This window comes from Methanolobus sp. WCC5, assembly GCF_045690325.1.
Classification (GTDB): domain Archaea; phylum Halobacteriota; class Methanosarcinia; order Methanosarcinales; family Methanosarcinaceae; genus Methanolobus.
Map to the genome: position 1 here is coordinate 1,833,913 of NZ_CP146981.1, position 23,426 is coordinate 1,857,338.

26 protein-coding genes are annotated in these 23,426 nt (G+C 44.3%); 7 read left to right on the plus strand and 19 right to left on the minus strand.

Going from position 1 to position 23,426, the window contains the following annotated elements; genetic code table 11:
• The first annotated feature begins 6 nt into the window (after positions 1–6).
• Complete coding sequence (locus V7O64_RS08970) at positions 7–228, plus strand: hypothetical protein (RefSeq protein WP_407355081.1); 222 nt, start codon at positions 7–9, stop codon at positions 226–228.
• 13 nt (positions 229–241) lie between these two features.
• Here V7O64_RS08970 and V7O64_RS08975 read toward each other — a convergent pair whose 3' ends face one another.
• From V7O64_RS08975 to V7O64_RS09005, 7 genes are all read right to left on the minus strand, one after another.
• Entirely contained in the window at positions 242–1,027 is a 786-nt protein-coding gene (locus tag V7O64_RS08975) for a C15orf41 family protein (protein WP_407355082.1), read from the minus strand.
• Positions 1,011–1,643, minus strand: a complete 633-nt coding sequence (locus V7O64_RS08980) for an endonuclease III domain-containing protein (RefSeq protein ID WP_407355083.1) — start codon at positions 1,641–1,643, stop codon at positions 1,011–1,013. The genes V7O64_RS08975 and V7O64_RS08980 overlap by 17 nt, the downstream gene beginning before the upstream one ends.
• Positions 1,644–1,659: 16 nt before the next feature.
• Positions 1,660–2,142: a hypothetical protein gene (locus V7O64_RS08985; protein ID WP_407355084.1), complete on the minus strand. Its 483-nt coding sequence runs from the start codon at positions 2,140–2,142 to the stop codon at positions 1,660–1,662.
• A 24-nt stretch (positions 2,143–2,166) separates the two neighbouring features.
• Entirely contained in the window at positions 2,167–3,015 is an 849-nt protein-coding gene (locus V7O64_RS08990) for a ribose-phosphate diphosphokinase (protein ID WP_407355085.1), read from the minus strand.
• Between the two features lie 67 nt (positions 3,016–3,082).
• A complete protein-coding gene (gene moaC, locus V7O64_RS08995) occupies positions 3,083–3,559 on the minus strand; it encodes a cyclic pyranopterin monophosphate synthase MoaC (RefSeq protein ID WP_407355086.1) in 477 nt (158 codons plus the stop codon).
• 13 nt (positions 3,560–3,572) lie between these two features.
• Positions 3,573–3,755: a hypothetical protein gene (locus V7O64_RS09000; protein WP_407355087.1), complete on the minus strand. Its 183-nt coding sequence runs from the start codon at positions 3,753–3,755 to the stop codon at positions 3,573–3,575.
• Position 3,756: 1 nt separating this feature from the next.
• Positions 3,757–5,235, minus strand: a complete 1,479-nt coding sequence (locus V7O64_RS09005) for an NAD(P)H-hydrate dehydratase (protein ID WP_407355088.1) — start codon at positions 5,233–5,235, stop codon at positions 3,757–3,759.
• Between the two features lie 114 nt (positions 5,236–5,349).
• On the opposite strand from V7O64_RS09005, the gene V7O64_RS09010 reads away from it, so the two are divergent.
• The 4 genes from V7O64_RS09010 to hisE all read left to right on the plus strand — a co-directional run bounded on the left by V7O64_RS09010 (position 5,350) and on the right by hisE (position 9,500).
• A complete protein-coding gene (locus V7O64_RS09010; protein WP_407357308.1) occupies positions 5,350–6,819 on the plus strand; it encodes a DHH family phosphoesterase in 1,470 nt (489 codons plus the stop codon).
• Between the two features lie 105 nt (positions 6,820–6,924).
• Positions 6,925–7,635, plus strand: a complete 711-nt coding sequence (locus V7O64_RS09015; RefSeq protein WP_407355089.1) for a YkgJ family cysteine cluster protein — start codon at positions 6,925–6,927, stop codon at positions 7,633–7,635.
• 73 nt (positions 7,636–7,708) lie between these two features.
• On the plus strand, positions 7,709–8,968 hold the full coding sequence (locus V7O64_RS09020; protein ID WP_407357309.1) for a 3-isopropylmalate dehydratase large subunit: 1,260 nt from the start codon (positions 7,709–7,711) through the stop codon (positions 8,966–8,968).
• Between the two features lie 232 nt (positions 8,969–9,200).
• Positions 9,201–9,500 carry a phosphoribosyl-ATP diphosphatase gene (hisE, locus tag V7O64_RS09025; protein WP_407355090.1) on the plus strand — a complete coding sequence of 100 codons (300 nt, stop codon included), beginning with the start codon at positions 9,201–9,203 and terminating at the stop codon, positions 9,498–9,500.
• Positions 9,501–9,548: 48 nt separating this feature from the next.
• Here the strand turns inward: hisE and V7O64_RS09030 are convergent, their stop codons facing one another.
• Positions 9,549–10,424 (minus strand): CBS domain-containing protein, encoded by an 876-nt coding sequence (locus tag V7O64_RS09030; RefSeq protein WP_407355091.1) that lies wholly within the window; start codon positions 10,422–10,424, stop codon positions 9,549–9,551.
• 155 nt (positions 10,425–10,579) lie between these two features.
• Here V7O64_RS09030 and V7O64_RS09035 point away from each other — a divergent pair, with 155 nt between their 5' ends.
• Positions 10,580–11,587, plus strand: a complete 1,008-nt coding sequence (locus V7O64_RS09035) for an NOG1 family protein (RefSeq protein WP_407355092.1) — start codon at positions 10,580–10,582, stop codon at positions 11,585–11,587.
• A 5-nt stretch (positions 11,588–11,592) separates the two neighbouring features.
• Here V7O64_RS09035 and V7O64_RS09040 read toward each other — a convergent pair whose 3' ends face one another.
• From V7O64_RS09040 to V7O64_RS09070, 7 genes are all read right to left on the minus strand, one after another.
• Positions 11,593–12,714 carry a pyridoxal phosphate-dependent aminotransferase gene (locus tag V7O64_RS09040; protein WP_407355093.1) on the minus strand — a complete coding sequence of 374 codons (1,122 nt, stop codon included), beginning with the start codon at positions 12,712–12,714 and terminating at the stop codon, positions 11,593–11,595.
• A gap of 19 nt (positions 12,715–12,733) precedes the next feature.
• Positions 12,734–13,288, minus strand: coding sequence for a 6-phospho-3-hexuloisomerase (gene hxlB / locus V7O64_RS09045; protein WP_407355094.1), 555 nt, complete (start codon positions 13,286–13,288; stop codon positions 12,734–12,736).
• Positions 13,289–13,359: 71 nt separating this feature from the next.
• Positions 13,360–13,884: a hypothetical protein gene (locus tag V7O64_RS09050; RefSeq protein WP_407355095.1), complete on the minus strand. Its 525-nt coding sequence runs from the start codon at positions 13,882–13,884 to the stop codon at positions 13,360–13,362.
• Positions 13,885–13,898: 14 nt separating this feature from the next.
• Positions 13,899–14,261: a DUF2073 domain-containing protein gene (locus tag V7O64_RS09055; RefSeq protein ID WP_407357310.1), complete on the minus strand. Its 363-nt coding sequence runs from the start codon at positions 14,259–14,261 to the stop codon at positions 13,899–13,901.
• Positions 14,262–14,266: 5 nt separating this feature from the next.
• On the minus strand, positions 14,267–14,902 hold the full coding sequence (locus V7O64_RS09060; RefSeq protein ID WP_407355096.1) for an Era-like GTP-binding protein: 636 nt from the start codon (positions 14,900–14,902) through the stop codon (positions 14,267–14,269).
• 113 nt (positions 14,903–15,015) lie between these two features.
• Positions 15,016–16,020, minus strand: a complete 1,005-nt coding sequence (locus tag V7O64_RS09065; RefSeq protein ID WP_407357311.1) for a PhoU domain-containing protein — start codon at positions 16,018–16,020, stop codon at positions 15,016–15,018.
• Positions 16,021–16,128: 108 nt separating this feature from the next.
• Positions 16,129–16,536: a hypothetical protein gene (locus tag V7O64_RS09070; protein ID WP_407355097.1), complete on the minus strand. Its 408-nt coding sequence runs from the start codon at positions 16,534–16,536 to the stop codon at positions 16,129–16,131.
• A gap of 466 nt (positions 16,537–17,002) precedes the next feature.
• Between V7O64_RS09070 and V7O64_RS09075 the strand changes: the two genes are divergently transcribed.
• Positions 17,003–17,929, plus strand: coding sequence for a UbiA family prenyltransferase (locus V7O64_RS09075; protein WP_407355098.1), 927 nt, complete (start codon positions 17,003–17,005; stop codon positions 17,927–17,929).
• A 5-nt stretch (positions 17,930–17,934) separates the two neighbouring features.
• Here V7O64_RS09075 and V7O64_RS09080 read toward each other — a convergent pair whose 3' ends face one another.
• The 4 genes from V7O64_RS09080 to V7O64_RS09095 form a co-directional block, all read right to left on the minus strand.
• A complete protein-coding gene (locus tag V7O64_RS09080; protein WP_407355099.1) occupies positions 17,935–18,720 on the minus strand; it encodes a helix-turn-helix transcriptional regulator in 786 nt (261 codons plus the stop codon).
• 221 nt (positions 18,721–18,941) lie between these two features.
• Positions 18,942–20,558 (minus strand): bifunctional phosphoribosylaminoimidazolecarboxamide formyltransferase/IMP cyclohydrolase, encoded by a 1,617-nt coding sequence (gene purH, locus V7O64_RS09085; protein ID WP_407355100.1) that lies wholly within the window; start codon positions 20,556–20,558, stop codon positions 18,942–18,944.
• Positions 20,559–20,610: 52 nt separating this feature from the next.
• Entirely contained in the window at positions 20,611–22,515 is a 1,905-nt protein-coding gene (locus V7O64_RS09090; protein WP_407355101.1) for a phosphoadenosine phosphosulfate reductase family protein, read from the minus strand.
• A gap of 49 nt (positions 22,516–22,564) precedes the next feature.
• Positions 22,565–23,227 carry a Dna2/Cas4 domain-containing protein gene (locus V7O64_RS09095; protein WP_407355102.1) on the minus strand — a complete coding sequence of 221 codons (663 nt, stop codon included), beginning with the start codon at positions 23,225–23,227 and terminating at the stop codon, positions 22,565–22,567.
• Between the last annotated feature and the right edge of the window lie 199 nt (positions 23,228–23,426).

The following is a 23,426-nucleotide window of genomic DNA, read 5'->3' on the forward strand; positions in this document are numbered from 1 at the left end:
TAAGATATGACCCGTATTACCCAGAGCATGCACAGGATACCAATAAGCACTTCGGAGGACATCTTCAACATGAAGAACCAGCGGGATCCTGAGAACAGTGAACTGTGGCCTTTTCTGGTCGTTCACGGAAACCATGCAACAATGAACAAAGAAGTTGTTGTATATGATGAGGAAGGTGTGTACCAGGTGTATACAAAAAATGTCATGGTACCGCTAAAAAAGGAATGATAAGGCAGGAATACTACCAGTAGGTCTCAAAGTTCAGGAGCTCTTCCATCATACCCTGATCTTCACCAAAGAAACGGTAGTCCTTTATAACATTCCCATTGAAACTGATATTATCAATGAAACCATACCAATAGACTATCATCCCGTTACCGTAGTTTTCCTCATACTCTCTGAACTGTTTTTTTATATAATAATCATGCTCTTTCTCATCACCAAAAAGAGCCTTGCTCTCTATCCAGGAAACTTTCGCCCCGTCAACATCGATATCCTCGTTCAGTAAGAAATCTGGTGTTTTTGTAAAACCCTCTTTCCTCAGGTCCTCTTCGGACCTGTAGGTAACTCCCCTCTCAGCAAGCCAGGCCGCAAGTATGGACTCTCCAAGTTTTCCTTTTTCTGCATGCAGGTCATGGGCCCTGGGGGAAAAGAAGTAATCTGACCCCATTGCTTCCGTTACCTCACGTTTTAGCCGACCTTCCGGGTAATCATCAAGATTCCTTATGAAACCTTTCTTGGGAATGCCCATCTCCTTGAGAAGCATGGAAACTATAAGAGTTGCAGGTATGTCATTCTTCCGGGCGATCTCAGTTATACTTCTACCCTTCTGCCACTGCTTTAAATGTTTGCCACTATTGTTCTTGACCTTTGAGAAATTCCTCTTGACCTTTGCAACAGTCTTCTGGTTAAGTATTGAATGAATGGTACCCACCGGCTGTGAGAACTGTTTTGCAACGCTTTTAACATCATCAACACTTCCAAGGTTTGCATATATCTGTTTATAGGTTTCAATATCCATTCTCATTCAAATCCTTCAGAATACATTCTTCACATCTTTTCCTGCCGCAAAAGGCCTTTGAATATTCAACTATCAGAGCGTGATATTCCTTATATATGCCGACATCTTCGGGCAGCGAGTTCTCAAACATCCGCTGCAATTCCTGGTAATTTCCCTTGATCCCGATACATTTGAGCATACGTGTCGTATAGGCATCTATTACAAATTTTGGTTTTCCGGCAGCGTAAAGCACTATACTGTCAGCGGTCTCGTCCCCTACACCCCTGAGGGATAACATTACCCTGCGAAGGTCTTCAACCGGCATGGAAAAAACAGTCTCCATGGCATTTTCAGCAAAAAAGGCTGCTATTTCCTTGATACGGGAAGCTTTCTGCCGATAGAAACCACAGCACTTTACAAGCTCTTCTATAAGCCCGGAATCTGCTTCTGCAAGTGCCTCCACTTCAAGCAAACCATGTGCTTTAAGGTCATGGATAGCCTTTTCCACGTTTGTCCATTTTGTCTGCTGAGTGAGAACTGCACCGACAACCACCTCAAAAGGAGTTTGTGCAGGCCACCAGTATTGCGGCCCAAGTTCATTCAGAAGCAGATCATATACATTACAAAGTATTACCTGTTTCATATTCAATATGGGACCATTATTTCCAGAAGTCTTCCTCATAGTTCTCAGGAAGGTCCAGGTCCATCATCTCATCAAGTGACTTTCTTTTTCTGTCACCCGTTACCTGGATTTCACCACCATGCTTTGATTCGATAACTGTAGTATCTTTATTGCTGAGCACGATCTCTTCACTGCTTTTCAGAATGGAAGATTCCCCATTACTGCCACTGATAACATTTTCGACATTACTTACCTGCCTTTGCAGGTGGTTTCTCTCAGGTACATCCGGTGCCTGCCGGCGTTCTCCGTTCTCGTGCCTGATATCCCTTCCAAGTCTTAGGCGCGTCCTTTCAGCATATGTATCCTCCAGCGGGGCAGACCTGGAGAGCTCTTTATGAGTCAGTCGATACCCGATAATACATTGTTCATCCCCTGTACGCCATTCGATTACGTAAAGATGACAGTCTTTCTTCTTACACCTGGAAACTCCGTCCCTGGGACAAACATCGGGTAACGTCATGATTTAACCTCTATATATTAATGATCAGATACTTCTTAAAGCATTGGCGATCAGGGGTGCAACACTGACACAGCTCTGTGCCTTTTCGATGGTGTCGGTAGCAATTATATCCCTTACCCCTGCATTGAAAAGACGCAACACAGCATTTCTTGCCAGCACCGGATGGACGCATGCCAGATATACATCCCTTGCGCCCTGTGACCTGAGCAGTTTTATGGATTCTGCCATGGTTCCGCCTGTGGCGATCATATCATCGATAATGATGATATCCCTGTCCATTACATCCACATTTTTGGGTTTGATGGACACAGTATCCCCTGACAACCGGGTCTTTTCAAGATAATCGAACTCAAGGCCAACATCCTTTGCCGTGTTTTCAGCAAGGTTTATAGCACCCATGTCAGGTGACACTATCAGTGGACTGCACAGGTTCAGTGACCTTATATGATAACCTATCAGACGTGAGGCATCAAGATCGAAGGCATCCGCATTAAAATAACTAAGCACACTTGACTCATGGACATTAACCGTGAAAATCCGGTCTGCGTTGATAGTCCTTGCAATTGCCCTTGCGCTTACAGGTTCTCCGGTTTTGAATTTCTTATCCTGCCGTGCATAGCCCATGTAAGGTATAACCACATTTATGACAGGTGAATCCTCACAGGCATCTATAAGCTGTAACAATGCTATAAGGTCAGAATCGGTCGTCGTACTCTGGATGATAGTAACTTCATCCACGTCTTCGTCCAGGATGCGCGAGTAAAGTTCCCCGTCAGGGAATCTTGTAAAATCACACACGGTCGGTTCTATATTCAGCTCTCTTGCCACCCTTGTTGAAAGAGCCTGGGATGCCGGTCCTCCTATGATCTTCAAATAATGTACCTCTTTAAGATTTCATTTTTCTATAAGCCGAGTTTTCCTAATGTACCCTTATAATACATTAGTTTTGGTTCTCTTTGACTTTCTCAAGAACCTTGATATTTTGAATATATGTGGCAGGATAATTGCCTGTTTCATCTTTTTCTGCAGACTTGACCATGTCCCATACAGTAAGCAGGGCAACCGAAACACCTGTCAGGGCCTCCATTTCAACTCCGGTCCTTCCCACAGATCTTACCTCCACCTCAGCACGAACAACATTGCCATGGATAGAAAAATCAACATCCACCGAAGTGATGGGAATCTGGTGGCACATGGGGATGAGTTCGGGTGTCCTTTTGACAGCAAGTATGGAAGCTATGCGTGCCGTGGAGAATACATTGCCCTTCTCAACAGTCCCGGCACGTATCTTCCCGATGGTTGCCCCGCTGAGCACAATCTCCCCGGAGGCTATGGCTTTTCTAACCGTGCTATCTTTCCTGCTTATGTCGACCATGACCGCCCGGTCATTTTCGATATGTGTGAATGTAGTTTCCAATAGATCACCGTTTTTAATCGATCCTTATGTTCTGCCTTTGCAGGTAATCCTCTATAGTATTGTTGAGTTGTTCTTTAAGGCTTGTGGCCTCGTCAAGACTTAGTTTGAGGATTTCCTCATCCTTGCCATGACTGATGCTTATACGGATCCATTTCCTCTCAATGTCCACACTGATCCTTCTATTATCTCTCTCCATATCAAAACACCTTCGATATAACATCTGTAATCCGGTCAATTATATCTGTCGCAAGCAAACCGAAACCTTTCTCTTTAAACGCAAGGTCGCCTGCAGCACCATTTATAAAAACTGCACAGGATGCAGCATCTATGGCAGCATTGACAGCAAACAAAGCCCCGGTAACACCTGCAAGTACATCCCCGGTACCTCCCACGCTCATTCCTGCATTCCCTGTACTGTTCAGAAGGGTGTTCTGTCCGTCCGATATCACATCAATACTTCCTTTAAGGATGGTGGTGACCTTTTTGTCACCGGAAAAGTCCCTCACCACCTTCTTCTTTTCTTCAAGGGTCCGGGGAACTGTGAGGCCGGAAAGGCGTGAGAACTCACCTGCATGCGGAGTCACTATGAATTTACCTTTGCCATTTGCAGGCAGGGTAAGATCAAAAAGTGCATCCGCATCAACTACGGCCTTTTCACATAAAGGAAGAAGCAGCTCTACGGCCTTTATTGTTGCCGGGTCCCTGCCAATTCCCGGACCTATGACTACAACATCATGAGATACAATAAGCTTTTCCAGTACATCGATGTTGCCCGGGCTGAGTCTGTCTCCTTTAAGAGGGACAACTATCAGATCGGGAGAATATGAAGCAAGCGTGTCTGCAACATTCTCCGGAACTGCAACTGTTACAATATCGGCACCTGTGCGAAGTGCCGACATAGCTGCAAGGGCCGGAGCACCATAGTAGGCACCGCCACCTATCACAAGAATGCGACCGGAGTTACCTTTGTGAGCGTCCTGTTTTCGCCGGGCAAGCCTCATAAGATCGCCACGGCCCACATATTCCTCAGCATCCCTTAAGACACCGATGGGAACCACCTTCACCTTACCGGTGTATATTTCACAACCGGCTATTCCCAGTTCCTGTTTCATCCTGTGGAAGGTGATCGTCATATCTGCACGGATGCTTTTCACGGTCCCTTCACCCTCCGGATCGTAGCCTGAAGGGGAATCAATGGAAATCACATACTTCCCGGATGAATTGATAAGGTCAATTGCAGTTGATTCAGGTTCCCTTGGCGCACCTTTTATTCCAGAGCCAAGTATCCCGTCAACAATGATGTCTGCATCCTTTAAGCCCTGGTAGTTATCAAGTTCTGTTGAATCGGCTATCTCTTTTATCTCCCTGATAGCACTGTAAGCCAGCAGGGAGAAGTTATGTTTGGATTCATCTGTCCTGATGCGTTCACTATGGCCCAGCAGCAGCACTCTTACATCGTAGGCATCGTCAAGTGCAAGGTGCCTTGCTGCAACGAATGCATCTCCTCCGTTATTGCCCCTGCCAGCAACGAAGACTACTTTTCCATATTCAATGCGGGACATTATTTCCCGGGCAATTGCAGCACCTGCATTTTCCATTAGCTGCAGGGGAATGAGACCAAGGTGTGAACAGTTAGAATCAACCGCACGCATTTTCGAGAAAGTGAACGGGAACATAGGTATCTATTTATCCCTTTGTTTGCATTCTATTTATCAGTTAACTTGTTTATACTTTTTACCGAAAATCATTTTATGCTATTATAACACCTTATACGAGATGGAGGTCTTTTCATTAACACCGTTGCAAAAGAAATAAACGCAACTGATAAATCAAAGATCAAACCCACATATCTCATACTAGGAAGTGGGAGTTTTGGCTTTGCGTTAGCCAAGGAACTGAGGGAGCTTGACAAAGAGCTTATCATTGTGGACAAGGATTCCCAAAAAGTGGAAACACTGCGTGAAGAAGCCTATGAGGCCATTGTCGGTGATGTAAGTGACCCTCATCTTTTCGATGTCATCAACACAAAGAACCTCGCAGGCATACTTATACTTAGTTCTGATCCAAAAGCAAATAAGATGGCCCTGAAGAATATCAGGAACAAGGTATCACAGGATGTTTACTGCGTGGTGAGAGCTCCTGATGTTATAAACATGCAGGAAATGGAAACAATGGGTGCGGACCAGGTCATAATGCCACCCAGAATGGTTGCAAAATCATTATCCCGGTCCCTTGAACGTGCAGAAGCAATGCGCCGGGGCAATAAACTGACCCAGTGGTTTGAGGCAAACAAAGGTAAAAAGCTTGGTATAGTCGTCCATGATAACCCGGACCCTGATGCCATATCAAGTGCCCTTGCACTGAAAACTGTCGCCTCATCTTTCAATGTACTTGCTGACATCCTTTACCATGGAGAGATAGGCCACCAGGAGAACAAGGCTTTTGTTAACCTTCTGGGAATAGACCTTTACAGGACCGAGGATGTAGGATTCACAGGATATGAGAAGTTTGCACTGATAGACTGTGCAGTGCCGGGAGCCAACAACCCCCTTCCTTCAGACATGCATGTTAACATCATCATTGACCATCATCCAATAACAGATGCGGACATGGATGCGGACTTCATAGACATACGCCCCAATGTCGGTGCTTCTGCCACCATACTGACAAAGTACCTGCAGGAACTTAATGTTGACATAAGCAGTGATCTTGCGACTGCCCTGCTGTACGGGATCAGGACCGATACACTGGACTTTAAGAGAAATACCGATTCTGCAGACCTTTCGGCAGCTTCCTATCTCTATCCCCTCTCAGACCATGACATACTGGACCAGCTTGAGAGGCCATCCATGTCCATTGAGACGCTGGATGTCCTGGGTGAGGCAATCAATAACCGCCAGGTCATAGGAAGCTATCTGCTATCCAATGTAGGAAGCATACGCAACAGGGACACATTGCCCCAGGCAGCAGACTACCTTCTAAACCTTGAAGGTATATCCACATCCATTGTTTTCGGAGTTGCGGAGGACAGAATATACATCTCAGGGCGCAGCAATGACATCCGGGTCAATCTGGGAGAGGTCATGAAGCGTGCGTTTGGCGAGGATGCAGGTGGAGGACATGCAACAGCAGCTGCAGCCCAGATACCTCTGGGAGTTTTCAGCGCTGCAAAGGACCGGCAGACCCTTTTGAGGCTTGTCAATGAAGCTGTTGTCAAGAGGTTCCTTACGGCCGTAGGTGTGGAAGAAGACGATGACTGATGGACCTCATCAATCCTTCCTTTTTTCATCTCGATGACTGAATTTTACTTTGAGACTTAAGGCATTAAGATATTTTCTTATACCATGTCTGCGAACATTTAAAAAATGGATGACACATTAAAAGAAATGCTTATCAGACAACTGCAAGATGAGCTTGATGATGCGAAAAAGACAGATGCAGAGGAAATAGCAGCACAGATACAAAGAACAGGATTCCATTGTCTTATGTGTGGAAGGTGCTGCCGCAGGGAATCTGGCGATAACCGGGTGGCATTGGTGCCTGAGGAAATACGCAGGATACAGAATGGGCTGAACCTGGAAATGTATGATGTGGCTGAACCATTGAACATAGAAGCAGAGTCGCCAGAAGAAGAATGTTCACTCCATGCGCAATCCGGTATGATCGATGAGGATGGCAACATCCATACTTTCGGATGGATGCTACGCCGGAAAGAGAACAGGGATTGCTGTTTCATTCCTGATGAAAGAAGTAACAACCTTTGTAGCATATATGAACTGCGTCCCCTCATGTGCAGCACATATCCATTCTACATGGAAGGACTTAAGCTTAGAACATCAGAATGTGAAGGACTTGGAAAGGAGATAGGAATACAGCAAAGCAGGGAACTTGCACACATGGTGCTTGAAAGATACCTGTGTGAGCTTAAAGATACCATTCTGACCTATGAGAACTATAGCAGTTTTACAACCGGACTGAAAGGTAAGGTAATTACAGGATCGAATCTGAAGCAAGGCTACTTAAATTACATTGTCCATAATAGTGAAGGAAAGTGCAGGATCACCAGGAATATCTGAACTCCGGTCTATCGATTGATTTATAATGAATAAACAGTATGCAGGAATAAACATGTCTGCTAACAATGAACCTATGACGATCTCTGAGAAGATCTTTTCGAAGGCCTCCGGGAAGACGGTAAGGGCCGGAGAATTCGTAATGGCAAATATAGACAGGGCAATGACCCACGATATCACAGGACCTCTTGCGGTAGAAGGATTCTACGAAATAATGAGGGACAAGGAAGAGAAAAAGGTATGGGACCCAAGCAAGATAGTTATCCTTTTTGACCACCAGGTTCCTGCGGATTCCCTCAATGCAGCTGCCAACCACACAATGCTGAGGAAATTCGCAAAGGAACAGGGAATCATCAATTATGACGTTTATGAGGGTGTCTGTCATCAGGTAATGCCTGAGAAAGGACACGTCAGGCCCGGAGACCTTGTGGTTGGATCTGATTCCCACACATGCGCCTATGGTGCACTGGGAGCTTTCTCAACAGGCATAGGCTCAACGGATATGGCAGCAGTCTTTGCAGCCGGAAAGCTCTGGTTCAAGGTCCCCGAGACAATCAGGTTCGAGGTTGAGGGAAAGCTTCCGGAACACGTTTACTCCAAGGATGTCATCCTCCACCTCATAGGCGATGTCGGAGCAGAGGGTGCAAGATACAAGGCAGCCGAATATGCAGGCTCGACCATAAGATCAATGCCGATGTCTGAGCGCATGACCATTTCCAATATGGCCATAGAAATGGGAGGAAAGGCAGGCATCATAGAGGCAGATGAGATCACAGAGAAGTACCTCAAAGAACGCATACCTGACTATGAATTTGACCCTTACTGGGCATCGGATGAAGATGCGGAATATGAACTTCACAAGTACGATGTCAGCAATCTTGAGCCACAGGTTGCATGCCCGCACAACGTGGACAATGTTAAACCTGTCACTGAAGTTGAAGGTACAAAAGTTGACCAGATATTTGTTGGTTCATGCACCAACGGAAGGTTTGAGGATATAGAGATCGTTGCCCGGATGATGGGAGATGAGCCAGTGGCAAAAGGTGTCAGACTTCTTATCATCCCTGCTTCCAGGACAGAATACATGAAAGTGCTCAGGGCAGGTTACATCGAACAGTTCATGGAGGCCGGAGCTATCGTGGAAGCTCCATGTTGTGGTCCTTGTATGGGTGGTTCTTTCGGACTGCTGGGTGACGGCGAGGTAGGGCTTGCAACATCCAACCGTAATTTCAAGGGACGTGAGGGAAGTCCTCAGTCCTTCGTATACCTGAGCTCACCAGCAACAGCAGCAGCCTCCGCACTCACAGGAGAGATTACAGATCCCAGAAAGATCTGATCTCTTTTTTTGGTAAAGAGAGACCACAAAAGATATATTACACAAATTTATATGATAGTTTCAGACGTTGGTATAACCAACACTATCCCGTCATATTGTGTGTGGATTACAACCAACGTCACCATGACTTTTTTCATAACTTCTCTTCATGGCCAAAAGCATGATTGTGGGAATAAGGTCCCTACACCATAAAGATGTAATATGATTACCATGTATTTTGGAGGGATAGATAATGGCAGACACTGACCTCTCAATATTTGATGAACTGTACGGCATAATACAGGACAGGAAGGAAAATCCTGTTCAGAACTCATATGTGTGCTCTCTGCTCGACCACAGGAAAGGTATTGATAAAATACTGGAAAAGGTAGGGGAAGAAGCCATAGAAACAATACTTGCCGTCAAAGGCAACAACAGGGAAGAAATCATATATGAATCATCCGATCTGCTTTTCCACCTCATGGTAATGTTTGTGGCAAAGGGAATATCCCTTGAAGAGATAGCCACAGAACTTAAGAAAAGAAGAAAATGATATTACCGGGTATCGGATCAAAGGTATAAAATCTCAATAAAAGACACCTCAGTATACTATCAATTCATGGAAGACATCCTTTTTTGACAGGATACCTTTTGGAACGCCATCATATAAGATCAGCAGGAAACCAACATCATGCCTGTCAAAGACCTTTACAGCATCATAAAGTGATGTTTCCGAGTCTATGGTTATGAGGTCACGGGTCATTATATCCTTGACCCTGGCAGTCATTTTTCCACTTGCAACAGCACTGCCTATATCCGTAAAAGTGACAACACCAAGTATTTCACCATCTTCCATAACAGGAACACCATGGATATTGTTCTCCACAAGCAAACGTGCCGTCTCCTGTATGGAAGCATTTCCGCTTATGGAAATAAGATTTGTGCGTGCATAGTTCTTGACAGGTTTCTTTGGAAGTGAGATCATCTCGTTGATAGAGAATACAAGGGTGTTCTGGGTATCATCCCTGCCTACGATCTCCCCGCGGACTATCAGTTTATTCACAGGGGTGGGACCCATCTGGACCAGGTCCCCCTGCTCAAATCCCTTTATATTACCAAGAATCTTTATCATACCGTGGCAAAGGTCCGGATGCCTTACTGTGGTGAAACTTATCTCTGCCACTGTTGCCCCTTCCACAAGCCTGTCGTTTCTATAGATAGGCACAGTGGCCTCATGATCCATTGCAGTAATGCTTAAAGCCTCATATGCCTCACCCGTTGCCTTATAACCACCTTTAGGACCGGGAACGCCTTCTACAAGACCAAGGACTTTCAAAGATTGCATCTGGTTGCGGACAGTTCCGGGATTACGACTAATCAATTCTGCAATTTCCTCACCTTTAATAGCGCGGTCTTTTTCCCTCTGAAGGTTGATCAATGCGATGAGAATATCTTTCTGTATAGGAGTCAGTTCCACTAAATCACCGGTCCATTATCTCAAATATAGGTAATAGATACTCAAAGGAGATATATAAACTGTAGTATTTCAGCAAAATGATAGTAGAAAAGATTATATTTATAGGAATAGGGCTTTATACCTTAAAGTGATTTGATGCCACGACAGGAAGGAACATGATCTTTGAAAAAATAAATACAGTCCCCACATCAGAAGAATTACTGGACAAGGCCTTCAGGAGAGCAAGCAGGGCAATGTCAGGGAAGACCATCACTGGCAGAAGGACCGCCCTTGAGGCAAATGAATCTATGATGCTGACAGCAGCGAACATACTTACAGATAATCTTAAGAACATTGTCAGAAGATTCCCTACCTTTGAAAATCTTCCACCATTCTACTACGAACTTGCAGACGTAATGGTGGGAGTGGATGACATGAGAAAATCCCTGAGCAAGCTTGACTGGGCAAGTGCAAAGATACATGAGATAGCAAGGGAGTACGTAGGGAAGATCAGAAAGAGCAAGGACCCCCTCCCTGTAAGAAAACAATGTTTCGGACGTATTTCATCCATACTGTATTCCATAGACAAGGATCTGCTTTTCCTTAATGAGGCCCGGAACAAACTTCGCAAACTCCCGTCGGTGAACGATGAACCGACCATAGTTGTTGCAGGATATCCCAACATAGGAAAGTCCAGCTTTGTTACAAAGGTTACAGGAGCAACACCTGAGATAGCACCATACCCATTCACCACAAAAGGTGTATCTATAGGTCATTTCTTCGTTGGGAGTGACAGATACCAGGTAATGGACACTCCCGGACTTCTTGACCGGCCAATGTCACAGCGCAATGAGATAGAACTTCAGGCGATAACCGCCTTAAAGAATCTGGATGCAGTAGTCCTCTTCATAATAGATGCAACTGAGACATGCGGATACGAGATAAAAGACCAGAAACGTATGCTTGACGAGGTGCGCAGTGAGTTCGGATTACCTGTGCTTGTTGTTGCAAACAAGTGTGACCTCCCGCAGTACAGGGAACTTGATTTTGTGGATATGAGAATGTCCATGGCAACCGATGAAGGCGTTAATGAGGTTACTTTGAGACTTATAGAGATGGTCAGAAAAGCCATCGAAGAAAAGCAGACTGATGAAAAAGAGGAAACAATCGGAAATGAACTGTGATATGATCACAGGACCTTTTCCATAATACCCAGCGCAACCTTAAGCTTATCCATGGATGAAGCATAGGAAAGGCGTATGTGACCTTCACCCCTGTCACCAAAAGCTGTACCAGGAACAACGATCACTCCGTTGGATATCAATTTTGATGAAATGTCCCCTGATGTTGAGCCTTCCGGCACCTGCGGAAAAGCGTAGAATGCACCCTTAGGGGAAGCACAATCCAAACCTAATGAGTTCAATCCTTCTACAAGCATGTCCCTGCGGGACCTGAACTCATCACGCATGGCAAAAACCGAGTCCATGGGCCCGGATACGGCAGCCAGTGCAGCCTTCTGTGCAATTGAATTTGCACACGCCTGTACATACTGATGGACCTTGAGCATCTGCTCCGTATATTCCTTACCTGCAGCTACATAGCCTATTCTCCACCCGGTCATTGAAAAAGTCTTGGAAACTGCATTGATGGTGATCACATTATCAGAGAACTGTGCAGGACTTACATGTTCACCCTCATAGATGAAATGCTCGTAGACCTCATCTGAGATCAGGGTAATGCCATGGTCATCTGCTATCTGGGCAAATGCCTCCATATCACCCTTACTTTGAACAGCCCCTGTAGGGTTTGCAGGAGAATTAACTATCATGGCTTTGATCTTCGGGGAGATCCTCTCCACAACCATTTCAGGACTTATCGTTAGATCATCTGCAAGAGGGAGAGGGATCACACGACCGCCCATCAGGCTCACCAGGGAATTATAGGATACAAAACCCGGATTTGCTATCAGTACCTCATCCCCGGGGTCCACAAGTGATGCAATTGCCAGCTCCAGGGCTTCTGATGCACCGGAAGTGACAATGATCCCTTCGGGAGAAACATCAAAACCATTCTCATTCTTGAATTTGGAACTTAGTACCTGGCGAAGCTCAGGTATGCCCGGACCTGCGGTATATCCGGTGAAACCTTCATTTATAGCATCTATTGCAGCCTGCTTGATATGCTGCGGAGTATCAAAATCCGGTTGTCCCAGGCCAAGATTAATGGCATTTGGACCCGCACCTTCAAACATCTTCCTTATACCGGAGATGTCAATATCCAAAACCCTCTGTGCAAACTTTGAACCAGGCATATTTGTCCCTTCAGTATATTCATTCTATGTTAGTATGTCTTGATTTCAGGTCCTCTTCCGAAGCTCCTGTTATGTAGATCAGCTCTGCGATCACAGCATCAAGGAAAACACTTGCAGACGTTTCAAAAGAGGTGCCCAGCGGGGTGAGGTAAGTATATTCACCACGCATATGACGCTCAACATATCCTCCTGCATCATCCTTTGTCCTGCCTGGAAGGACTATTACAGTATCCGATAATTCCCCCAGTTTGGAATCCTTATTGGAAGTGATTGTCACTAGTTTGGCACCTATTTCTTTGGCAACTTTCCCAAGATCTGAAACAGAACGTGTCTGTCCTGAGCCTGAAATAGCAATCACTATGTCAGCTTTACTGACTGCCGGTGTTGTAGTCTCACCCACCACATGGGATGCAAGACCAAGGTGCATGAGCCTCATGGCAAATGCCCTTCCGACAAGACCCGAACGTCCGGCGCCCATGACAAAGATCCTCCGTGCACCCATTATGTCCTCAAGCATCTGCCTGACAGAATCCTTGTCAAGTTTATCAGCCACATTTTCAAGATGCTGTGCCATTAATCGAATAGAAGATATTAAATATTTACATTCAGTTAAATGAATCTCTTTCATCTGATTTCCTCTGAAGGTCAATCTAAAATAACAGGATCATCATATTTGTCCCTTACATCATCCTTATAATTGATATTTTTAAGCTTCCAGCCATCGATATTGCTCAATTCTTCATACAGCCGCATGATATCTGAATTGTCTCCGGTCCAGTAGCAGTCTAAGATAGTGTCCTTGTCTTTAAGTTCTTCGGTTACCGAACCTGCAAGGTAGAACAAGGCTTTTTTGCTGGAAAAAGGAACATTGAAGGTTGTCCTGTAACCTTCTTTTGACCTTGCATACGAAACAAGGATATATCCATTGCCTTCATAGCCCGTGATATCCTCAAAATCACAAGTCACCTCGAGTTCATGGACAGCCGAATTGTCTATATTGGCAATACCCAGAAGTATCTGCCCTATCACGACATCCGGCACCTGTCTTCCAAACCACACGGATATTTTGCCGTATGTACAGACTACATTCACATCATCCCTGCCCATCTCAAGTGAAGAAAGGGAGAGATTAGGTGAAATCAGATTTTCCCTGTATTCTTTTTTATCCATTTGCTTCACGCAAATCATTTGTTTATGGAAATGAGAGCACTTATCATATTACGGTCTTTCTTGAGCGTCTTTAGCTGATCAGCAGGACCAATGACTGTGAGCCTTGTCTTAAGTGCATTCTTTTTAAGGAGCTTCCCTATAAAAGAAGTATCCACTTCTGAAGGGTAGCTTTCCATTTCTATGCCCGAAAAACCATCCGGCTCGATAAGTGTCATGGTCATCTCTATAAGGCTTGCTTCCTCCTCAGGACTCAGGCCTTTTTCAAGGACCAGTATCTTTCCGCTTTTTACCTCATCTATAATAAACCTGACCTTTTCCACAGGAGTCATCTCAGCAAGCCTGTGTTCAGATACAAGATCCATCTGGAAGCCCTGCATTGACATCACCCGAACCTCTTTGCAAGTTCTTCATAGAATGTATCTATGTTCTTTCCTTCCAGGGCCGAGATCGAAACCATAGGATGCTGTGGGAATGCATCTCTTATGGTTGCCGGTGATGCTTCTGCAAGATCCACTTTGTTGGCAACTATGAGAAGCGGAAGACTTCTGGCTTCCATATTCCCTATAACAGTGACATTGACCTGGGTAAAAGGATCCTCTGTGGCATCCATCACAAGAATGACACCATCTAGATTCTCAAGCCATTTCACAGCCTCTATAACGCCTTCTGTAGCTTCCTTTGCGCGTCTTTTAGACTCTGCCTCATCCATGCCCTGCTCCATGAACTCATGGAAGTCTATCTTGGTGGCAAGTCCCGGCGTATCGATGATATCAAGGGTGATGGAACTGCCATTGGTCTTGATCGTTACGCCTTCCCTGCGCCTTGCCCGTCTTGTTTCGTGGGCAATATGAGATACCGAGCCCATAGCATCCCCGGTCCAGTCCCTTAATATGCGGTTGGCAAGAGTGGTCTTTCCTGCATTTGGCGGACCATATATACCAATTCGAGCATTCTGTTTTTTGAACAGCTTTTTGAAAATATCTGAAAAATTCCTCTTGAATTTCTTGATTACGCCCATTCATTCCCTCCGTGAAGTAGCATTATATTTAACCATGGATAATTTTAGTAGTATAAACACTCATTAACATATAATTTTTATTATCTGAAACCATTGCCTGCCTGCCCCTGAGATCATACGACCCTTGACATTGCGGAATTTATTGCAATCTCTGCAATATTGGAACCATAGTCAGCAGTCCTGTCAATACTGTCCACCACCGTACCAAGAGCAACAACCGATCCATAGGAATTGATCTTGAGGATAGACCCGTTAAGTTTGTTTATCATGGGAGATATGTTTGAAACCCGGTCAATTACCTGATTTGCCAACACCACATCGAAATTGTAGAGTGCGTCTATTGCGTCCTCCGCGATCTTTCTTGACAGCTCGGAAGTCGTTTCTAGCATTTCCATTATATCATCAGGAATAGGGCCATTCAGAGTAGTGGTGACCTTGGCTATCTTTCGTGCATGGTCTGCAATACGTTCAATGGGACCGGCTGCCATTCTCAGGTCATGGTACTCATCTATGGAAGTCTCAGCCGCATCCGGCAACCTGGCCCCGCGTAATATGGCACGGAACTGTTTTGCAATCAGAAGGAACAAACGGTCCACATCATCATCCCTCTGGTCAACATCAAGGGCAAGATCAGCGTCAAGTGTCTTAATAGCCTTTATTGCATCGATATGCATTGAATTGGATATCAGGTACATCCTTCTTACACTCTTTTTAATGGATATCTCATCCGGATTCAAAAGATCCTGGATAACCACTTTTTTTGCGGTCTCTTCGATAATTTCAGGACCTATCAACTTGTAACACATGCTTCGGATGATGTTCTTCTGTTCTGCAAGTATCCTGTCAGCTTTCACCTCGATTATATCAGACCCTGCAAGATAGGCAGCTATCATGTCCCTCATAAGGACATCGCCCATCCTCCCTGACACATCGATCTGGATCTTCCTGGCCGGAGGAGCATCATGTATCGGATCGATGACCAGTTTCCCGTCAGGCTGGGGCTGTAAAGTGACTCGGCTGCCTGTTTTGATACCTACCTTATCGGCCCAGGTTTTTGGAAGCGATATTATGTAAGTAGAACCACCTGTCTGCTGAACTTTTCTGGTTTCTATTGAAATCCCTCATTTATGTTATGAAATATTTGAATATATAGAACATCAAGTAATATATAGGCACTTCCCCAGTAATAAAAGACATATTCTATGTGAACTGTAATATCCAGCCACTCAGAAACGCAGAGAGTATTCTTTTGATCCTATGTACACCGCTATGTCTGACGGTGAGGACGTTTTTGAAGACAGAATAAGCATTGAAAATGACTTCCATTCTATAAGAACATCGATTACATGTGAAGAATCCATTTCAAGAACAAGCTCCTCTTTTATGACATTCAATACCTTTTTTGAAAAAGCAGTAGCAAAAGAAACTTCAAACGGATAGACCAAACGTATAGAACCAGATATGATATGATATATATTCTCAAAAGAAAGAGCAGTTTGATCTTCATCAAAACACAAATGGAAGTTAAGGCCATATGCATTTGTCCAGAAACGGCATTTACATCCTTTGTGCAAATCAGGAAGTAACTCTGCAATAGTTACATCTTTTCCAGGTGAATTACCATCAAAGTCCAAATTCCCACCATCCGGATTTATTTAAATGCCACACAAATAATAATGCTACACAAGTTAAGTAGAATTACCTGATTTAAGCAAATACGTTGCTTTCAGCAAGATCTGCAAACAATGACCATAATCATCTGAGTATTAAGTTCCATCAGATTATAACCATAAGATACAAAGTTTAATGCAATTATGTATATATATAGTAATTTTGAGCTAAGAATAGCTTTGCTGCATAATTTAATCTAAAGAAATAATAATATATGACAAACATTATATATAGATAGTAAAATATATTAGGACGCAGGCATACAGGCAAATATACGTGCACAGACCAGATTTAGATCATGGTCTGAACAATATCCTGTCAGGCTTTTTTATTTAAGCCTGAATAGACGTGTCTTTAGAATCCAGTAGTTTATTGATATAATATTATACTTGGAAAATAATATTAGATCGTCTGCGACTCTTCTAAACTATGAACTCTAATTGCACGATTAGTCATCCAGGCTCCTTGATTAACAAATATGAACCTGCATGCAGAAGTTTTGGAAATACCATCATACCAACTATCAACCTGTTACGAAGTTCCGTACTCGTTTCCTTTTCAGGAGCACTCAGAATACACATAGCATTCCTCCTGATGAATATCAGTTCTGTGTTCCTGAACTGCCTGGCAGGAGGACTCATAATTTATTCAGTCTATACCCTGGACAGGGCCATGGACTCTGAAGAAGACATGGCCAACAGACCCGAATTAAAAGGAGCTTCTAATAGAACAGCATTGATAGTCTCTTTAATGTGTTTTGTGGCAGGGGCTGCAATCCTCACTTCAGACGGACTCATGATCATCGCCTTTCTTCCACTCATTACAGGTTACCTTTACAGCAAGGGCCTGAAAATAGGAAAATTCGATCTGAAGCTTAAAGGAGGGCTTGGTAAGAAAAACCTTGTTGTGGGAATCACCTGGGGTGCCTTTATTGCAGGGATTGCAGGGATCGATTCCGGGAATGTCGTTGCTCCACTAATAGTGTTCCTGTATTTTGGCATGAAACTTTTTGTAAATTCCACAATATATGATTTTAAAGACATAAAAGGAGATACTCTGGCAGGAATCCGGACATTACCTGTAGTATTGGGCCAGAGAAAAGCAAAAAAAATCCTTCTCATCCTCCACCTTCTCTCACATTCAATTCTTCTGGCAGCCATAATTACAGGAACAATAGCTTTTGAACCTGTGATACTTATATACAGCCTGTTCATCGGACTACTATATATCAAAAGCTTTGCAGAACAGGTAGAAAGAGAAACAAAGAAAAGACTGGCTGGGAGACTTTTCATGATCGACGGAGAGTCAACATCAATAATAGGATTAAGAACGCTTATATATGGGATCCTTATCTGAGCTCATCAGATAGAAACGATCTTACGCGATATACCCTTAAAATGATCGAAAAGACCAGTGCCCCACTTAAGAGCTGAACTATCATAGCCTACAAGGTCATCCCTGGGGTCATATGTGTCCGGATTGAAGAAAAGGGACATCGAGAAAAAAACATCTGTAACCACAAACGCAAGTTTGACATCTTCAATGACAAATAATTCAGTATGAGGTGATTTTAAGTAGAACTCCATTTTGTCAAAATGTTCATCCCTGACCTTTGAGAAAACCTTTTCAGTAAGGATCAAAGAAGTCGGGATTCCCCTGTCAGCAAGCCCTACTACAAAATCAGGATATGTAGGGATAAATATGGATGAAACCCCTTTGATGAAAGAGGATCTGGAAATGTTCTCTGTGAAAGTCTTATGTGACTCATAGATGTTCTCAATACTATCAGAAACCACCTCACAGTTTATCAGGTCCATGAGATTGTCCATCAGATGCCTGGGGATATCATCAAGATAATGCTCTTCCCAGAAGGATTCATTCTTTTCAATGGTTTCGATCATTTCTAAAAATGGCCTGAAATGAGTGATTATGGCTCTTCCGATAGGAGTGATCTGGTAATGTTTATCCGTCTTCTCTATAAGATTATAGGCCTGCATTTCCTTAAGCCGCGGAGATATCTCCGGGGAAGATACATCGAAATGGTCCTTAATATCTGATAATGTACTCGGCTTTTCCTCAAGTAAAAACAAGATATCTTTTCTTTTTTCCGAAAAGGTCAGTATACTTAAAAGCCCCTTTGATTTCACGATTACCACCTATATTTTTATTGAGCCATTTTCCAGCCGATCAACAGAACGACCCCTGTTAATTATATAAAAGTTAATTAATGGCTTATAAGTGTTTTCTAATCAAGTGCAGTATAGTATAAAAATTGTACATCATTGACAAATTTCCACTGCATTTAAAGCAAATTTTCTTTCGTGACAACGAGAAATATAAAAAGATGAAACTGAAAGAATAAAGCACTTCAATGAAGGAAGTGCCTCATTCCCGTAAATACCATGGATATCCCTAACCTGTTAGCAGTGTCAATTACTTCCTGATCCCTGATAGAGCCACCCGGAGACAGTATATACTTAATACCAAACTCAGACGCATGCACAACACTGTCATCGAAGGGGAAGAATGCATCAGATGCCATGACCGATCTTGAGAAGATTTTATTTACATAATCCTCAAATGATACATCGGGCTTCTCACGCTCATATATGACCTGAAGGTTCTCACGGGCTTTTGTTGCTGCAAGTTTCCTGATGGAATCAACCCTGTTAGGCTGGCCTGCACCCATTGAAAGCATCATGTAGCAACCGTCATCATACTCATATGCAAGGGTCACTGCATTTGACTTCACACATTTGCAAGCATGTAGGGAGAATTCGGATACAGCACGAAGATCCTCAGGATATTCAATTTCGGTTACACAATCCCATTTTTCATAGATGCCAATGTTGCGTGATTGTTTCAGGATGCCACCAATAACATACTTATAAGTATCAGTCACAGTGAAAGGCTCATTCAGTTCCTCCAGCTCAAGAAGACGCAGGTTCGCACTTTTATTCCTGAGGTAATCAAGGGCATCAGGTTCAAAACCGGGAGCAAGGATGATCTCAACAAATTTACCGTTAAGGAATTCCGCCGCCTGCAGGTCAAAGACGGTATTGGTACATATTATGCTTCCATAAGCCGATATAGGATCGCCGTCCCAGGCTGCCTTAAGGGCCTGTAAAAGGGTGTTGCCGGTTGCAAGTCCGCACGGGTTGTTATGTTTTACAATGGTCACTGCCGGTTTAGACGAAGAGAGTTCCTTGACTGTCTGAAGGGCATTATCAGCATCGATATAATTGTTATAAGATAATTCCTTCCCATGGAGCTGTTTTGCGTTTGCAAGTGAAGGACCGGTTATATTGGCATCCTTATAGAATTTTGCATCCTGATGCCAGTTCTCACCATACCTGAGAGTAATGCCATCGCTAAACTTCATACGCAAAACATCCTGACCAAGCAATTCCTTGCTAAGGTAGGTGTCGATGGTGGCATCATAATCAGCTGTGTGCCTGAAAGCCTTAACTGCAAGCAATTCCCTGGAGCGGAGGGATACAACGCCGGTGGACCGGATCTCCTTTAACACGGAGCCATAATCATTGGGATCACATACTACAGTTACAGAGCTGTAGTTCTTGGCTGCCGAACGAAGCATGGCAGGCCCTCCGATGTCAATGTTCTCAATAGCCTCCTCAAGCAGCACACCTTCCTTTGAAACGGTTATCTCGAAAGGATAAAGGTTGACAACCACAAGATCTATCATTTCCACTTCTGCTTTTTGGGCCTCACCCATATGATCGTGGTCGTCCCTTATACACAGGATACCACCGTGGATCTTAGGATGGAGCGTCTTCACGCGTCCGCCCATCATTTCCGGGAAGCCCGTGACATCTGCCACATCCATGACCCCGATACCTGAGTCACGGAGCATGCGGGCAGTCCCGCCGGTAGAGATGATCTGTATATTAAGTTTTTCGAGTCCACGAGCAAAATCTACAATTCCGGTCTTATCAGAAACGCTGAGCAGTGCTCTCTTTACCAAAAAATCACCGTATGAAATTGGCAGATATATACTATAAGGCTTCTGGTCAGAATCAGGAATTGAATTTGACAACGGGACACACATCAATGCACTTCCCACAGTGTACACACCCTTCACTAATGATAGCCAGTCCTTTCTTTACGCTGACAACCCCTTGCGGACATTTGCCCACACATACTCCGCAACCACTGCAGAACAAAGCCCTTCTCACAGAGAGTTCCACTTTTCTCATCAGTCTTCTGGCATCCCTGTCAGAATCGCTTCTTGCAGTGACATTACCCGATGCAAATATCTGTGCGCGGTCCTCTCCGCGGGACACCATGGCAACGCCCTCCATATAGGTAGCCTTTCCCACTGTCCCCAGAATCCCGGTCTGCTCAAGCCTTCCAAGATCAACAGGACCGTCAAAACCACCTTCTGCAGATATACCTCCCTGCCTGCATGGACGATAACCTGATGTCACGGTGAAGTTAAGACTGGCCTTTCCGTCTCCTTTGGCAACGATGCCTATTCCCTTTCTTTTTGCTAGTTCCTTCAACTGGGAAGGCAGTTCTTTCCACCTCCAGAAACCATGTCTTACCCATTGCTCTGAAAGGCCCATACGTTCAGCATAGGAAAGCAGGTAATCATCAAGTTTTTTTTCCATTTCAGGATGTGTTTCCTTAAGCCTGACAAGATCGGCCATTGAACTGGAAGGGCACAGCCAGCACCCGATCCTGTCAAAACCGTTCTCATACATAGGATTGAACAGGAGATCATTCCTGAAGATATAGAGCCACACATGCATTGCCGTCCAGTTCTGAATAGGAGCTGCAGCAACCTGGTTACTTACCCATGGGTTCTTCCATACCCGCTCACTTTTGGCCCTTGTATCTGACTCGTACTTTCTCTGGCCGATGAAAGTAAGGCATCCGTTCTCATAATGATCATTGATTATCTGGGTGATGGGACCCAGCTTACAGACCTTGCAGCACCATCGCACCTCCACACTTGGGGGACCGAAGCTGTCCACCGAATCCCAGAAAGCATTGCCGGAACTTATCATTTTCAGCGGCCTGCCATAGAACTCTGCAACATCATGTACATTCTTTACGGTTTCCGGGAACTCTATACCCGTGTCTGCAAAAAGAAGGTCATAGTCATCAAGGCATTCGCTGACAAGATGAAGCACTGCCAGGCTGTCCTTACCACCGGAGAAGGATACTGTCACCGGCCGGTCCACAGAGGAAGAAACATTCTTAATGAACTTGTGAGAACGTTCTACAAACTCATTCATGTAGAACTCATTTGCTTTTACAGCATCATCCCATGTCTGCCCACCCTGAGGAACTGATACATCAGCCGGTTTGTCCTTGAACCTCACCTTGACAGCAGAACCTTTGCCTCTCTCAAGCATCTTTTCCCCGTTCATACGCGCGCGTCCGGCCCCGAGCACTTTACCCTCATGGGTCAGGACGACCACCTCATCCATTTCCCTGATACGGGGGTCAGCATCCTTCACACCTGGAGCCAGTACGCTTGCACCATCAAGGATGAACTTTTCAGCCCCGGCATCAATGCATACCCAGTTCTTCAGGAGTTTATGGCCGCCATTGCCAAATATCCTGCGTGCACCATTTAAACGCAGGAGCAGGACCCATTTTAACTGTTCAAGCTCAAACCGGATATTAGCTATGACCTCTCCGTCAACTACAATCTCGTCCATACGGTCATCATAGGGAGATTTGTTCAGGACAACTATACGCTCATCGGCAATCAGGGGGGCATTGAACTGTTCAATTGAAATATCATTAATATGAGCGATCTCGTATGGAAAAGCAGGACGGATATCTCCGGGAGGGGTCACAGTCACCTGTCTGGTAACCGTGCCACAGGAACATTCTTTCCCAAGGACAGGAACATTACATGAAGGGCACCAGTGAAGGAGCAGTTCACCAAGATACAGAGGTTTTGACATTGTGCTTCCTCCATATTGAAGTCTTAAATACTTTTTGCCAAATAGAAGATCAAAAGAATTTAGATGCTAACGAAGATCGCACATTGCACATATCAGAATAGTTGCAACTTTCACACAGAGGACTTTCCTGTTTGTCCGGCATTGACCCTTCTTTGATCTTCCTGACCCGGCCAATTGCACTTAACACCTGCCTTCTGTCGGTGGAATGGATGTTGACCTTCCTGAAGATACCGGACCTTGCATAGAGAACAAAACCATACTTTACAGGACTTTCATGCATCTCTTCTGCAAGCATTGCAAAAGATGTTATGTGTAACCTGTCGTTCATCCAGACACCTTTGTCCGGGGAACTTCCGGTTTTGATAATGACCGGAGCATAAGTCCCATCCATATCCGCAAGTCGATAGGGAACACCGGTGACATTGAGTTTTTCAGAGTAAAGGTAAGGCTCTTCACCCCGGGCAGCCAGCCTGCCGGCAAGAAGCGATATTTCAGGCAGGGAAATCTGCGCGGAAAGATTTTCCTCAAGTACGGCAAAACAGGACCTTATGATCTGTGATGCTCCTTGTATCATTTCTGCCGTAACTCCTTCCATTTCCACAGGATATATATGAGGTATGGCCCCCAATGCCTCCGAAAGAAATCCCTCCAGGCGCTCAGATGTTACATCGTCTTTTGACGAAGAGTCTTTCAACATATGAGAATATGACATAGCCATTTCCTTTAATACAAGATGTTCTATAAAGGATTGGGAAGAAGAAGATACTGCCTGATGACCGCGGCATGAATAATATAATTTCCTTGCACATGAAAAATAAAGCGATAACTCGGAAACCGTTATTTTAATTTTTTCTTTTTTGGGAAACATATTTTAATAGTAGATATATAACATAGTATAAATACATAAATGG